16 protein-coding genes are annotated in these 13,810 nt (G+C 69.6%); 14 read left to right on the top strand and 2 right to left on the bottom strand.

All coding sequences use genetic code 11. The annotated features are described in order from the left end of the window. Nucleotides 1–84: 84 nt before the first annotated feature. Nucleotides 85–1,197, top strand: a complete 1,113-nt coding sequence (locus OHS16_RS06605; protein ID WP_328536235.1) for a ferrochelatase — start codon at nt 85–87, stop codon at nt 1,195–1,197. A 9-nt stretch (nt 1,198–1,206) separates the two neighbouring features. Further along, a complete protein-coding gene (locus OHS16_RS06600) occupies nt 1,207–2,007 on the top strand; it encodes an inositol monophosphatase family protein (protein ID WP_328536234.1) in 801 nt (266 codons plus the stop codon). A gap of 102 nt (nt 2,008–2,109) precedes the next feature. On the opposite strand, the gene OHS16_RS06595 is transcribed toward OHS16_RS06600, so the two are convergent. Further along, nucleotides 2,110–2,283 carry a hypothetical protein gene (locus tag OHS16_RS06595; RefSeq protein WP_328536233.1) on the bottom strand — a complete coding sequence of 58 codons (174 nt, stop codon included), beginning with the start codon at nt 2,281–2,283 and terminating at the stop codon, nt 2,110–2,112. 307 nt (nt 2,284–2,590) lie between these two features. Here OHS16_RS06595 and OHS16_RS06590 point away from each other — a divergent pair, with 307 nt between their 5' ends. The 4 genes from OHS16_RS06590 to OHS16_RS06575 all read left to right on the top strand — a co-directional run bounded on the left by OHS16_RS06590 (nt 2,591) and on the right by OHS16_RS06575 (nt 6,167). Further along, on the top strand, nt 2,591–3,244 hold the full coding sequence (locus OHS16_RS06590; protein WP_328536232.1) for a response regulator transcription factor: 654 nt from the start codon (nt 2,591–2,593) through the stop codon (nt 3,242–3,244). A gap of 6 nt (nt 3,245–3,250) precedes the next feature. Continuing rightward, nucleotides 3,251–4,492 (top strand): sensor histidine kinase, encoded by a 1,242-nt coding sequence (locus OHS16_RS06585; protein WP_328536231.1) that lies wholly within the window; start codon nt 3,251–3,253, stop codon nt 4,490–4,492. Nucleotides 4,493–4,886: 394 nt separating this feature from the next. Then, nucleotides 4,887–5,183, top strand: a complete 297-nt coding sequence (locus OHS16_RS06580; protein WP_164260119.1) for a DUF4193 domain-containing protein — start codon at nt 4,887–4,889, stop codon at nt 5,181–5,183. A gap of 12 nt (nt 5,184–5,195) precedes the next feature. After that, on the top strand, nt 5,196–6,167 hold the full coding sequence (locus tag OHS16_RS06575) for a hypothetical protein (RefSeq protein ID WP_328536230.1): 972 nt from the start codon (nt 5,196–5,198) through the stop codon (nt 6,165–6,167). A gap of 48 nt (nt 6,168–6,215) precedes the next feature. Here the strand turns inward: OHS16_RS06575 and OHS16_RS06570 are convergent, their stop codons facing one another. Continuing rightward, nucleotides 6,216–6,662: a DUF3093 domain-containing protein gene (locus tag OHS16_RS06570; RefSeq protein ID WP_328536229.1), complete on the bottom strand. Its 447-nt coding sequence runs from the start codon at nt 6,660–6,662 to the stop codon at nt 6,216–6,218. A gap of 58 nt (nt 6,663–6,720) precedes the next feature. Between OHS16_RS06570 and OHS16_RS06565 the strand changes: the two genes are divergently transcribed. From OHS16_RS06565 to OHS16_RS06530, 8 genes are all read left to right on the top strand, one after another. Then, a complete protein-coding gene (locus OHS16_RS06565) occupies nt 6,721–7,305 on the top strand; it encodes a PaaI family thioesterase (RefSeq protein WP_328536228.1) in 585 nt (194 codons plus the stop codon). Beyond that, nucleotides 7,302–7,817 (top strand): dUTP diphosphatase, encoded by a 516-nt coding sequence (gene dut, locus OHS16_RS06560; RefSeq protein ID WP_328536227.1) that lies wholly within the window; start codon nt 7,302–7,304, stop codon nt 7,815–7,817. Before OHS16_RS06565 ends, dut begins: the two co-directional genes overlap by 4 nt. Before the next feature lies 1 nt (nt 7,818). Continuing rightward, the gene (locus tag OHS16_RS06555; RefSeq protein WP_328536226.1) at nt 7,819–8,580 is read left to right on the top strand and encodes a DUF3710 domain-containing protein; all 762 of its coding nucleotides are present in this window, start codon (nt 7,819–7,821) and stop codon (nt 8,578–8,580) included. A 546-nt stretch (nt 8,581–9,126) separates the two neighbouring features. Then, entirely contained in the window at nt 9,127–11,676 is a 2,550-nt protein-coding gene (locus OHS16_RS06550) for an ATP-binding protein (RefSeq protein ID WP_328536225.1), read from the top strand. Next, nucleotides 11,673–12,371 (top strand): response regulator, encoded by a 699-nt coding sequence (locus OHS16_RS06545; RefSeq protein WP_328536224.1) that lies wholly within the window; start codon nt 11,673–11,675, stop codon nt 12,369–12,371. The genes OHS16_RS06550 and OHS16_RS06545 overlap by 4 nt, the downstream gene beginning before the upstream one ends. 18 nt (nt 12,372–12,389) lie before the next feature. Beyond that, nucleotides 12,390–12,578 carry a hypothetical protein gene (locus OHS16_RS06540; protein WP_328536223.1) on the top strand — a complete coding sequence of 63 codons (189 nt, stop codon included), beginning with the start codon at nt 12,390–12,392 and terminating at the stop codon, nt 12,576–12,578. Nucleotides 12,579–12,644: 66 nt separating this feature from the next. Further along, entirely contained in the window at nt 12,645–12,995 is a 351-nt protein-coding gene (locus OHS16_RS06535) for an OB-fold nucleic acid binding domain-containing protein (RefSeq protein ID WP_328540737.1), read from the top strand. Between the two features lie 3 nt (nt 12,996–12,998). After that, entirely contained in the window at nt 12,999–13,739 is a 741-nt protein-coding gene (locus OHS16_RS06530) for a DUF3159 domain-containing protein (protein WP_328536222.1), read from the top strand. Nucleotides 13,740–13,810 lie beyond the last annotated feature (71 nt).

Genomic DNA, 13,810 nt, shown 5'->3' with positions numbered 1-13,810 from the left:
CCCACCGGTGGGCCGGACACGGCTCCGGGGCCCCGGAGCGGGGGGTCCGCGGGCCCGCCGCACACGAGTGGCAGGATCGGGGACATGTCCGATCAGCGTGATCCAGAACCCTACGACGCCCTTCTGCTGCTCTCCTTCGGCGGGCCGGAGGGCCCGGACGACGTGATCCCGTTCCTGGAGAACGTGACCCGCGGCCGCGGTATCCCGAGGGAGCGTCTCGAGGAGGTGGGGCAGCACTACTTCCTCTTCGGCGGCGTGAGCCCCATCAACGGCCAGAACCGCGCACTCCTCGACGTCCTGCGCAAGGACTTCGCGGAGCACGGCCTGGACCTGCCGGTGTACTGGGGGAACCGCAACTGGACGCCGTATCTCACCGACACGCTGCGCGGGATGATCGCCGACGGGCGCCGACGGATCGCGGTGCTGACGACCAGCGCGTACGCCTCCTATTCCGGCTGCCGGCAGTACCGCGAGGACCTGGCGGAAGCACTGGCGACCCTGGAGGCCGAAGGTCTCGAACTTCCCCGTGTCGACAAGCTGCGGCACTACTTCAACCACCCGGGATTCGTGGGGCCCACGGCGGACGGCGTACTGACCTCGCTCGCCGGACTCGACGAGGCCGTTCGGGACGGGGCGCACCTGGCGTTCACCACGCACTCCATCCCCACCGCGGCGGCCGACAGCTCGGGGCCCGCGGGCGGGGCCTACGTCGCCCAGCACCTGGACGTGGCGCGGCTGATCGTCGAGCGGGTCCGTGAACAGACCGGTGTCGAGCATCCCTGGCAGCTCGTCTACCAGTCGCGCAGCGGATCCCCGCACACCCCGTGGCTGGAGCCGGACATCTGCGACCACCTGGCGGAGCTGCGTGCCTCGGGGGCACCCGCCGTCGTGATGGTGCCCATCGGGTTCGTCTCCGATCACATGGAAGTGCTCTACGACCTGGACACCGAGGCCCTCGACAGAGCCGCGGAACTGGGACTGCCCGCCGCCCGGTCCGCCACGGTCGGCGCCGACCCGCGCTTCGCTGCCGGGGTGCGCGAACTCCTCCTGGAGCGGGCGGCGGCGGAACGAGGGCGCCCGGTGGAACGCTGCGCGCTGGGTGCGCTGGGTCCCTCGCACGATCTCTGCCCGGTCGGCTGCTGCCCGGCCCGTGGCCCCAAGCCCGCTGCCGCGGGCACCGACAGCCCCTACGCGTAAGGGAGAACCGTGACCGAGCCACTCCACACCGAACTGCTCGAACTCGCGCAGGAGGCCGCCCGTCGCGCCGGCGCCCTGCTGCGGGACGGGCGCCCGGCCGATCTGGGGGTGGCCGCGACCAAGTCCAGCCCCATCGATGTGGTCACCGAGATGGACATCGCAGCCGAGAAGCTGATCACCGGCTATCTGGCCGGCCTCCGGCCCGACGACGGCTTCCTCGGTGAGGAAGGCGCGAGCTCGGAGGGGAACAGCGGCGTCCGCTGGATCATCGACCCGCTCGACGGCACCGTCAACTACCTGTACGGGCTCCCCACCTGGTCCGTGTCGATCGCGGCCGAGCAGGACGGCGAGACGGTGGCGGGCGTGGTGGCGGTCCCGATGCGCGGCGAAACTTTTTACGCGGTGCGCGGCGGCGGCGCCCGCCTCGGCGACCTGCGGCTGGGATGCAGGCCGTCGCCGCCGCTCGACCAGGCGCTGGTCTCGACGGGCTTCAACTACGTCACATCGGTACGCGCCCACCAGGCGGCCGTCGCGCAGCGGCTGATCCCGCAGCTGCGGGACATCCGCCGGGGCGGGTCGGCGGCGGTCGACCTCTGTGATGTGGCCGCGGGCCGGCTCGACGGGTACTACGAACGGGGGCTCCACCCGTGGGACCGGGCGGCCGGGGATCTGATCGCCCGGGAGGCCGGAGCGCTCACCGGCGGCCGGCCGGGGGAGCGGCCGACGGACGATCTGACGGTGGCAGCGTCACCCGGGGTGTTCGGGCCGCTTCAGCAACTGCTGGAGCAGTACGGGGCATGGCACGACTGATGTCCTGAGTGAGTGGCCCCGGCGGCACGGACCGCGCCGGGGGAGCCCATGCGAAGGCTCCGGCACCACGGGTGCCGGAGCCTTCGCATGCGTCGGTCCGGATCAGACGCTCGCGGTGCGGACCTCGACGCCGTGCACAGCCGCGAGGCGGTGCAGATCGTCCAACTCGCCCTGCTCGACGTCCGCGAGGAAGTCGTCGCCGGTTTCGCGAGCACGCGTCAGGTCGGTCTCTGTGGCCTTTATCCGCTGCAGCAGACCTGCGGTGAATGCGTCCATGGTGCGCCCCCTCGTCGTGGGTCGGTGGCACGGGGGTGTGCCGAGGGTGATGAATCGATCACGCAATCCAGTGGCGGCGGAGCGGGCTGTGGCGCGCCACATACGGGGCGTGATCGGCGGGTGTGCAGTCGTCCTCCCCAGGCTCGCTCCCGGAGAAACCTCAACAGGCCCAGGAATCAAGGAATTCCCCTCCGCCCGGTGCCCGGCACTGCCTTACAGCCGGTTTATGGCCGTACGGGGCAGGATGGACGCACACACTCAGTGCCGACACCTGCCCTGGACACGGGCTCAGAGGAAGGACAGCGACGTGCGCGTACTCGTCGTCGAGGACGAGCAACTGCTCGCCGATGCGGTGGCCACCGGACTTCGCCGGGAGGCCATGGCCGTCGACGTCGTGTACGACGGCGCCGCCGCTCTGGAGCGGATCGGGGTCAACGACTACGACGTCGTGGTCCTGGACCGCGACCTGCCGGTCATCCACGGTGATGACGTCTGCCGCAAGATCGTCGAACTGGGCATGCCGACCCGCATCCTGATGCTCACGGCGTCGGGAGACGTGAGCGACCGGGTGGAGGGCCTCGAGCTCGGCGCGGACGACTATCTGCCCAAGCCCTTCGCCTTCAGCGAGCTGACCGCACGGGTGCGGGCCCTCGGCCGCCGTACGACCGTAGCCCTGCCGCCGGTGCTCGAGCGGGCCGGTATCAAGTTGGACCCGAACCGCCGGGAGATCTTCCGGGACGGCAAGGAGATCCAGCTCGCCCCCAAGGAGTTCGCGGTGCTCGAGGTGCTGATGCGCAGCGAGGGCGCGGTGGTCTCCGCGGAGCAGCTTCTGGAGAAGGCCTGGGACGAGAACACCGATCCCTTCACGAACGTCGTGCGGGTGACGGTCATGACCCTGCGCCGCAAGCTCGGCGAGCCCCCGGTCATCGTGACCGTGCCGGGCTCCGGATACCGGATCTGACCGCCGATGGCCACGACCCCCGCGCCGCCGACGGCACCGCCCAAACCGACCTGGGACCCCAAGGAAGCAGAAACGGTCTTTCCGTGGCTGCGTCCGACGATCCGGATACGTCTCACCCTGCTGTACGGCGGAATGTTCCTGATTGCCGGGATCCTGCTGCTCACGATCATCTACATGCTGGCGGCGCAGGCGCTGCACAACGGCAGTACGCCGGCCTTCCAAGTGGCCGGCACCAATGTGCAGATCTCGAGCGGCACCTGTCCGAGTCTCGGCAGGGCGCAGAACAACGACCAGCTGAACGACGTGCTCAAGGCCTGCATGGGTAACCAGCGCCAGCACGCGCTGGACAATCTGCTCACCCGCTCGCTGTACGCCCTCGTCGGCCTCAGCATCATCGCCTTCGCTTTCGGCTACGCCATGGCGGGCCGGGTGCTGTCGCCGCTGGGCCGGATGACCCGTACCGCCCGCCGGGTGGCAGGCACGGACCTGGCGCGGCGGATCGAGCTCGACGGGCCCGACGACGAACTGAAGGAGCTCGCCGACACCTTCGACGAGATGCTGGACCGCCTGGAGCGGGCGTTCACCGCGCAGCAGCGGTTCGTCGCGAACGCGTCGCACGAGCTGCGCACGCCGCTCGCGATCAACCGCACGCTCCTGGAGGTCCACCTCTCCGACCCGGCGGCGCCCGTGGAGCTCCAGCAGCTCGGCCGTACGCTGCTGGCCACCAACGAGCGGAGCGAGCAGCTGGTGGAGGGCCTGCTGCTGCTTGCCCGCAGCGACAACCAGATCGTCGAGCGCAAACCGGTCGACCTGGCAGAGGTGGCGACCCGGGCGATCGACCAGACACACGCCGAGGCGGAGGCGAAGGGCGTCGAGATCCGTGGCCGGCAGTCGCAGGCCGTCGTCCAGGGCAACGGTGTCCTGCTGGAGCGCATCGCCCTGAACCTTGTGCAGAACGCCGTCCGGTACAACCTCCAGGACGAGGGTTGGGTCGAGGTGAGGACCGAGCTCCAGCCGGGCCAGGCCCTTCTGGTGGTATCGAACACGGGTCCCGTGGTTCCCGCTTACGAGATCGACAATCTTTTCGAGCCGTTCCGGCGCCTGCGGACCGAGCGGACCGGCAGCGACAAGGGTGTGGGCCTCGGACTTTCCATCGCCCGCTCCGTCGCGCGGGCCCACGGCGGCCGCATCAACGCGGAGCCCCGCGAGGGTGGTGGGCTGGTGATGCGCGTCACGTTGCCGATCTGAGGCCGGGCCCGGTCCACTCCGGATGTTCGCTTTGCGCGGAATTTCCGGAGGCTGCTCCCGGAAAACATATGTGCGATCGGTCACAGGGCCGCAATTCGGGCCCCCTACTCTCCGTGATGCCCAAATCCCCGAAAAACCGGGAAAACCTGGGGTTTCCGGGGGGTCGAATGACGGGAAGTACACGGGGTGGCGCCGGTAGGGCGCGACCGGCAGACCGTGTACGGTCCCGTTCGCCATCCAAATCGATCTCTCCCAGGGGATCCGGTTGGGTGTCGATTGAGTAACAGACCTTGATGTGAGGCAAAATCTCCGCCTCAGGTCGGGCACAAGTCCGGCCTCTCACGCGTTACGTGCGCTGGAGACACCGCAAATACCCAGAGGGGGAGAGCGCGACATGGCTACGGATTACGACACTCCACGCAAGACCGACGACGACAGCGACCAGGACAGTCTCGAGGAGCTCAAGGCTCGCCGGAACGACAAGTCCACGGCCGCGGTGGACGTCGACGAGTTCGAGCAGGCCGAGGGCCTGGAACTGCCCGGCGCCGACCTGTCCAACGAAGAGCTCTCGGTCCGGGTTCTTCCCCGGCAGGCCGACGAGTTCACCTGCATGAGCTGCTTCCTGGTGCACCACCGCAGCCAGCTCGCGCGGGAGAAGAACGGCCAGCCCATCTGCCGCGACTGCGACTGAGGCAGAGAGTCCGTGGCAGGCTCGACACCGCACGGGAAGCGACGCTTCAGGCGGAAGGGTTCCCCGGAGGCCCCACAGGGCGGCACAGGCTCGACAGAAGGCCCCCAGGCGCCTTCCGGGCCGCTCGCCCCCAGGCCACCGGGGGCGAACGACCACGGGGTGAACGCGCCGGTCGCCGGGGCACGTGACGACGAGCGGGGCCTTGCGGCTCCGCTCGACGAAGCGGTGCCGTTCGACGAAGCGGCGCGAGAAGCAGTTGCGCGGGGCGTGCAGACCGGACCCACGACCAGGGGCCGCAGTCTGGACGCCCTCAAGCACGGCATACACCACGGCATACACAAAAGCGGCGAGGGCGCGAAAGCAGGACTCGCGTACACCGCCGACCGCATCATCGCCATCGCGCCCCGGATCCCGGTACGCGATCTGCAGACCCTGCGCAGACACTTCCCCGGCCTCGGCCCGGAACAGATCGCAGACAAACTGGTCGCCGGCGCGGCCAACGCGACCTCCACCGTCGGCGCGGGAATCGGAGCGGCCGCGATGCTGCCGGTACCGCTTGCCATGCCGGCCGAGATCGCCGCCGAGATCACCGGCGTCGCCGCGATCGAGCTGAAGCTCATCGCCGAGCTGCACGAGGTCTACGGCATGCGCCCGCCGGGCAACCTCAAGGACCGCACCATGGCGTATCTGAACGCCTGGTCCGGCGAGCGCGGATTCGACATCACCAAGCCGAAATCGGTCAACGCCGTGCTCGGCGGCCAGATGAAGCGCGAAATGCGCCAGCAGATCATGAAGCGCACGATCCGCGATCTTCCGAACCTGATGCCGTTCATGGTCGGCGCCGCTGTCGGAGCCGTGATGAACAGGCGCGACACCAGGAGACTCGCGGACAAGGTCCGCAAGGACATGCGCAAGCGCCAGATCCCCTGGGACGCTCTCCCGGAGCTGCCCCGGCTCGAACAGCCGCCGGAGCTGGACCGTTAGTGCCCGCGCCCCGGCGGGCCGGACTTCCCGACGCGGCCCGGTCGCCGGTCAGGCCGCAGGCGCGGCCGACAGAGCAGCCTTGAGCCGCTCGGGGTCCCGTGTCGAAAGATAGGCGTACGGCGTCGGGTCCTCGGGGTCGCTGATCTCCACCCGGAGAGCCGTCGTCACATAGCTGCGCAGCAGCATGAAGGCCCGCGGATCAGCCTTGTACGAACGCCAGGCGATGGTCTCGTCGGCGTCCAGCACGGTGGCCTCGCCGAGCGCCGTCAGCGGGATCCTCGCGTCGCCCGCGACCAGGGAGTCCGCGACGACCCGGATGCGCACCGAACCGTACGAACTCACCACGACCCCCGCCACCGCCGCGCCCCCGACCAGCCCGCCGAGCATCGGCAGGGTGCCGAGCGGCAGCAGGATCAGCGCGCCCGCGATCCCGACAAGGAGGGCGATCAACCACCATGAACGGGGCGCGGTGAGACGTTCTTCGTAAGGCTGCATGAAGCCAAGCTTGGCACGGTGCGTCCGGCATCTGTCCGCGCGGGTAATGTTCGCGCCTGTGACACGAACATCTGCAGCGCTGACGCCCCCGGCCGACGCCATAGCGCCGGTGCGCCACCCCGATGCCCCGGCCCCGGGCGAGCTTCTCGGAGCGCACTACGCGCACTGTTTCGGCTGCGGCGACGGACAGCCCCACGGACTGCACCTCCAGGCCAGGGCCGGTGAGGGCGTGCAGGTGACCGCCGAGTTCACCGTGCAGCCCGCCCATCAGGGGGCACCCGGCCTCGCTCACGGCGGTGTGCTGGCATCGGCGCTCGACGAGACGCTCGGATCGCTGAACTGGCTGCTGCGGGTGATCGCGGTGACCGGCCGGCTGGAGACCGACTACGTCAGGCCCGTCCCGGTGGGCAGCCTGCTTCATCTGGAGGCCGAGGTCACGGCGGTGCGCGGCCGTAAGATCTACTCGAGTGCCACCGGTCGGATCGGCGGCCCGGAAGGGATCGTCGCCGTCCGCGCCGACGCCCTCTTCATCGAGGTCAAGGTCGACCACTTCACCGAGAACGGGCGCCCGGAGGAGATCCGTGCGGCGATGGCCGATCCCGACCAGATCAAGCGCGCCCGCGCCTTCGAGGTGAACCCATGAGCCGTAACCCCGTCGATGTACTGATCCACCGGGTCGACCCCGAGGTGCCGGTACCCGCATACGGGCATCCCGGCGACGCCGGAGTGGATCTGGTGACCACCGAGTCCGCGGAACTGGCCCCCGGCGAGCGCGCCGTGCTTCCCACCGGAGTGTCTGTGGCACTCCCCGACGGGTACGCGGCTTTCGTGCATCCGCGTTCCGGTCTTGCCGCACGCTGCGGTGTAGCCCTGGTGAATGCCCCGGGGACGGTGGATGCCGGGTACCGTGGGGAGATCAAGGTAATCGTGGTCAATCTCGATCCGCGCGAGAGCGTGCGGTTCGAGCGCTTCGACCGGATTGCCCAGCTGGTCGTCCAGCAGGTCGAGAAGGTGCGCTTCCACGAGGTGGCGGAACTTCCCGGCTCGGCCCGGGGCGGCGGGGGCTTCGGGTCCACCGGCGGCCATGCCGCTGTGGACGGCACAGCGGGTGGGAATCGATACGCTTCGGTCGTATCCGACCGGGAAGGACAGTGACGTGTTCGGACGTCGCAAGAACAGCGGTTCTGCCGAGGACGCGGCGGACGAGGCCGAGCAGGTCGGCGGAGTCGGCAGCGATCAGGCACAGGTGAGCGAGGCACGCAGGTCGAACCTGCCGCCCGCGCCCCGGCCCGATGGTCCCTGGGACAGCTCCGAGGTGGGTGCGGCAGGCGAGGGCCGGGTGGATCTCGGCGGCCTTTTCGTGCCCGGGGTCGAGGGGATGGAGCTCCGGGTCGAGGTCGCCGGCGACGCGATCGTGGCGGCCACGGTCGTTCTGCGCGACAGCGCCGTCCAGCTCCAGGCCTTCGCCGCACCCAAGAAGGAAGGCATCTGGGGTGAAGTGCGCGAGGAGATCGCCTCGGGCATCACCCAGCAGGGCGGCATCATCGACGAGGTCGAAGGTCCGCTCGGCTGGGAGCTGCGGGCCCAGGTGCCCGTTCAGCTCCCGGACGGAACCAACGGTGTGCAGCTGGTGCGCTTCGTCGGGGTGGACGGGCCGCGCTGGTTCCTGCGCGGTGTGATCTCCGGGCAGGGCGCCGTACAGCCCGAGGCCGCAGGGCTCCTCGAGCAGATTTTCCGGGACACCGTGGTCGTTCGTGGTGACGGGCCGATGGCCCCCCGCGATCCGATCGTCCTCAAGTTGCCCGACGACGCGCAGATGATGCCCGACGGCGTTCAGCAGGAGGACCAGGAGAGCTCCCGCTTCTCCGGTGGCATGGGTCAGCTCCAGCGCGGACCCGAGATCACCGAGGTGCGCTGAGGCTCGCTCCGCAAGGCTGCGAGAAGCAAAGGGCCGGTGGCCCGCATCCCCGAGAAGGGGATGCGGGCCACCGGCCTTTCCTGGAGCCCAACATCGCACTGAAACAGCCGGGCAATAACTGACGCTCAGTCAGTTGACCTACGGGTCGCGGTGGTTGCATGTCCGGACCCCCGCGAGCCGTTCCGGCTGCCGTGCGTACGGTGCTGATCGCCTGGGGTGCGAGAAGGCCGGGGGAAGAGCGCTGCGCGTACGGTGTCGCGTTGCCGATGAGGCCGGCGGGTGTGCCGGGCACGCGGCGACGGAACAGCCGGGCGGGATGGAAGCCCTGCGCGGATCGGACGTGGCCGTGCACCACCGACGTACGGAGCGAGGCGGCCGCGGCGCTGGTGGCGACGCCCGGCCGCTGGGCCCTCGCCGGCCGGGCGCTGGAGCTGAGTGACGGGCACCGCGCCGACCACAGCCGGGATGCGTCAGAAATCCGTCAAGATGATCACTGGTCTCCCACTCCGTCCGTAATGTCGCGATCAGTGGCCGTAAGGTCGACGTATGGCACGCGGCAAGCTTCGGATCTTCCTCGGTGCGGCGCCCGGCGTCGGCAAGACCTACGCCATGCTGTCCGAGGCCCATCGCCGGGTGGAGCGGGGAACCGACTGTGTCGTCGCCTTCGCCGAGCACCATGACAGGCCGCGCACGGAAGTGATGCTGCACGGCCTCGAGCAGATCCGGCGCCGCGAGATCTCGTACCGGGGCAGCGTCTTCACCGAGATGGACGTGGACGCCGTGCTGACGCGCGCACCCGCCGTCGCCCTGGTCGACGAGCTCGCCCACACCAATGTTCCGGGTTCGGGCAACGCCAAGCGATGGCAGGATGTCGAAGCCCTGCTCAAGGCAGGTATCGACGTCGTCACCACCGTAAACATCCAGCACCTGGAGTCGCTCGGCGACGTCGTGGAGTCGATAACCGGTGTGCGGCAGGGGGAGACCGTCCCCGATGAAGTGGTACGCCGCGCCGACCAGCTCGAACTCGTCGACATGTCGCCCCAGTCGCTGCGACGGCGGATGGCGCACGGCAACATCTACCAGCCCGACCGCGTCGACGCCGCGCTGTCCAACTACTTCCGGCCAGGCAACCTCACCGCCCTGCGCGAGCTCGCCCTGCTGTGGGTCGCCGACCGGGTCGACGAATACCTCCAGCAGTACCGGGGCGAACACAACATCCGCTCCACCTGGCAGGCACGCGAACGCATCGTCGTGGGACTGACGGGCGGCCCCGAGGGCCGGACGCTGATCCGCCGGGCCGCCCGCATGGCGGCCAAGGGGTCGGGCAGCGAGATCCTGGCCGTGTACATCGCCCGCAGCGATGGTCTGACATCGGCGTCTCCCAAGGAACTCGCGATTCAGCGGACGCTGGTCGAGGATCTGGGCGGGTCCTTCCACCACGTCATAGGCGAGGACATACCGTCCGCGCTGCAGGAGTTCGCGCGGGGCGTCAACGCCACCCAGATCGTCCTCGGCTCCAGCCGCCGCAAGACGTGGCAGTACGTCTTCGGGCCCGGTGTGGGGCAGACCGTCGCGCGCGACTCGGGGCCGGATCTGGACGTCCACATCGTCACCCACGGGGAGGTGGCCAAGGGGCGCGGGCTCCCGGTCGCCAGGGGTGCGCGCCTGGGCCGCGGCAGGATCATCTGGGGCTGGCTGGCCGGTGTGATCGGCCCGGGTCTCCTCACCGTGCTGCTGACCAACATCGACGCCGACCTCGGTCTGGCCAACGACATGCTGCTGTTCCTGTGCCTGACCGTGGCGGCGGCGCTGCTGGGCGGTCTGCTGCCGGCCCTCGCTTCCGCCGCCTTCGGCTCACTGCTGCTGAACTACTACTTCGCTCCGCCACTGCATCTGCTGACCATCTCCGACTCCAAGAACATCGTCGCCATCCTGGTCTTCGTCTCGGTGGCGGTCGCGGTGGCCTCGGTGGTGGACCAGGCCGCGCGCCGCACCCATCAGGCGGCCAGACTCCGTGCCGAATCCGAGATCCTTTCCTTTCTGGCGGGGAGCGTGCTCCGGGGCGAGACCACACTGGCGGCACTACTCGAGCGGGTGAGGGAGACCTTCGCGATGGAGTCCGTGGCACTCCTCGAACGCAAGAGCGATGTGGATCCCTGGACCTGTGCGGGAAGCGTGGGGCCCAGACCGCTCACCCGGCCTGAGGACGCCGACGTGGACATGCCGATCGGAGACCACATGGCGATGGCGCTCTCCGGGAGGGTGCTGCCCGCCGAGGACCGCCGGGTGCTGGGCGCGTTCGCCGCCCAGGCCGCCGTCGTACTGGACCGGCAGCGGCTCGTCGGCGAGGCGGAGAAGGCCCGCAGGCTCGCCGAGGGCAACCGCATCCGTACGGCGCTGCTGGCCGCGGTCAGCCACGATCTGCGCACGCCGCTCGCCGCTATCAAGGCCGCCGTCAGCTCGCTGCGCTCGGACGACGTCTCCTGGTCCGACGAGGACGAGGCGGAACTGCTCGCGGGCATCGAGGAGGGCGCCGACCGGCTCGACCATCTGGTCGGGAACCTCCTGGACGTGTCCCGGCTGCAGACCGGCACCGTCACCCCGCTGATCCGCGAGATCGACCTCGACGAGGTGGTGCCCATGGCGCTCGGCGGGGTCCCCGACGCCAGCACCGAACTCGACATCCCCGAGACGCTTCCCATGGTGGCCGTTGACCCCGGCCTGCTGGAGCGGGCCGTCGCCAACATCGTCGAGAACGCCGTCAAGTACAACCCGGGACCGGTACCCGTCACCGTCGCGGCCAGCGCGCTCGGAGACCGGGTGGAACTGCGCGTCGTCGACCGGGGACCCGGTGTTCCCGACGAGGCGAAGGAGCAGATCTTCGAGCCGTTCCAGCGCCTCGGCGACGCTCCGCGCGGAGCGGGCGTGGGCCTCGGTCTCGCGGTCGCCCGTGGTTTCACCGAGGCGATGGGCGGCACGCTGGGTGCCGAGGACACCCCCGGCGGAGGAATGACCATGGTCCTCACCCTCAGGGCGGCCACGGGGCAGCCCCCCGCGGACACCGCACCATCAGCAGAAAGGCAGCTATCCCTATGACCCGGGTGCTCGTGGTCGAGGACGATCCGCAGATCGTGCGTGCCCTTGTGATCAATCTGAAGGCGCGCAAGTACGAGGTGGACTCGGCGCCGGACGGCGCCACCGCGCTGCAGCGCGCCGCGGCCCGCCACCCCGACGTGGTCCTCCTCGACCTCGGGCTGCCCGACATGGACGGGGTGGAGGTCATCAAAGGCCTGCGGGGCTGGACCCGGGTACCCATCCTGGTGCTGTCGGCCCGGCACACGTCGGACGAGAAGGTCGAGGCCCTGGACGCGGGCGCGGACGACTACGTCACCAAACCGTTCGGTATGGACGAGCTCCTCGCCCGGCTGCGCGCTGCGGTCCGCAGAGCCGAGCCGGTGGGCTCAGGGCCCGGCTCGGGAGAGGACGCGGTGTCCCTCGTTGAGGCCGCAGGCTTCACCATCGACCTCGCGGCCAAGAAGGTCCACCGGGACGGCCGGGACGTACGGCTGACCCCCACCGAATGGCACCTGCTGGAAGTGCTCGTACGGAACACCGGCCGGCTGGTCGGCCAGAGACAGCTCCTCCAGGAGGTCTGGGGCCCTTCCTACGGCACCGAGACCAACTATCTCCGGGTCTACATGGCCCAGCTGCGCCGAAAGCTGGAGACGGACCCCTCGCACCCCAGGCACTTCGTCACCGAGCCGGGCATGGGATACCGCTTCGAGCGCTGAGCCTGCGGGTGCTGCACCATGGTGCGCAGACCCGGTGGTGCGCAGCCCCTGCGCGTAGTCGCCCCGCGGGTGCGGGTCTTCCGGGCGGCGCGGCTGACCCCTCCGATGGCTGCCCCCGACCCGGACCCCGTCCGGCCCGGCTTCCCGTGCGGCACCCCGGTCGCAGCCGCACCGCTGGGCAGTGCAGCCGTGCTCGTCCTGCATTGATTCACCAACCCCGATGCCCGGTACGCTTGCAGCATGAGTGCTAAGCCGTCCGGCCGCTTCCGTCGGATGATCGACCGGCTTTCGACCTCGCAGGAGGAAATGCACTCCGCGGAACTGCAGGAGGACACGCAGGCCACGGGGTGCAGCAGAATCTCCGACTGCGACGACCGCCAGATCGTCAAGGTGACTGGTACCTTGCGCACGGTCACCCTGCGCCCCAGGGCCGGTGTACCCGCTCTGGAGGCCGAGCTGTTCGACGGCACGGCCCCGCTGGACGTGGTGTGGCTGGGACGGCGCTCGATCATGGGCATCGAACCTGGCCGCAAGGTGATCGCCACCGGCCGGATCTCGATGAGCCACGGCCGGCGGGTGCTGTTCAATCCCAAGTACGAACTGCGACCGCTCGGACAGGAGTAGCCGGTGACGTCACTCGACAAGCCGACCACAACCGACCAGGACACCGATGCCAGAGCCGTCACGGAGGCGGCTCTCTTCGAGGCCTTCGGCGGAGTGCGGGGCATGGTGGAGACCGTGCTCCCCGGCCTGCTGTTCGTGACGATATTCACGATCAACAAGGACCTGCGCTCCGCCGCGATCGCGGCGGTGGCCGTGTCGCTGGTCCTCCTCGTCGTGCGGCTGGCCCGCCGGGACACCGTCAAGCACGCCTTCAGCGGCATCTTCGGTGTCGCGTTCGGTGTGGCCTTCGCGATGATGACCGGCAATGCCAAGGATTTCTACCTGCCCGGCATGCTCTACACACTGGGCCTGGCAGCCGCGTACCTCGTCACCGCCCTCGCGGGATTCCCGTTGATCGGAGTGATCCTCGGGCCGGTGTTCAAGGAGAATCTCTCCTGGCGCACCCGCAACCCCGGCCGGAAGAAGGCGTACACCAAGGCCAGTTGGGCCTGGGGGCTGATTCTCCTCGCCAAGTGCGCGATTCTCTTCCCGCTCTACTGGTGGGCCGACACCACCCAGTTCGGCTGGGTGCTGATCGCTCTGAAGATCCCGCCGTTCCTGCTTGCGGTCTATCTGACCTGGGTCTTCCTGGCCAAGGCGCCGCCGCCGATCGACGTGTTCGCGGAGATGGAGGCGCAGGAGCAGGCCGAGAAGGACGAGAAGGAGGCCCGCAGGGTCGCCGAGGCGCAGCGGGGCGAGGCGTAACACCCACGGTGAGCTGAACCACGACGCGTGGGGCCCGGGAACCATCGGTTCCCGGGCCCCACGCGTACGTC

This window comes from Streptomyces sp. NBC_00344, assembly GCF_036088315.1.
Lineage (GTDB): Bacteria > Actinomycetota > Actinomycetes > Streptomycetales > Streptomycetaceae > Streptomyces.
Note: the sequence above shows the minus strand (reverse complement) of the source record. Positions and strands in the feature narration are given on the sequence as shown.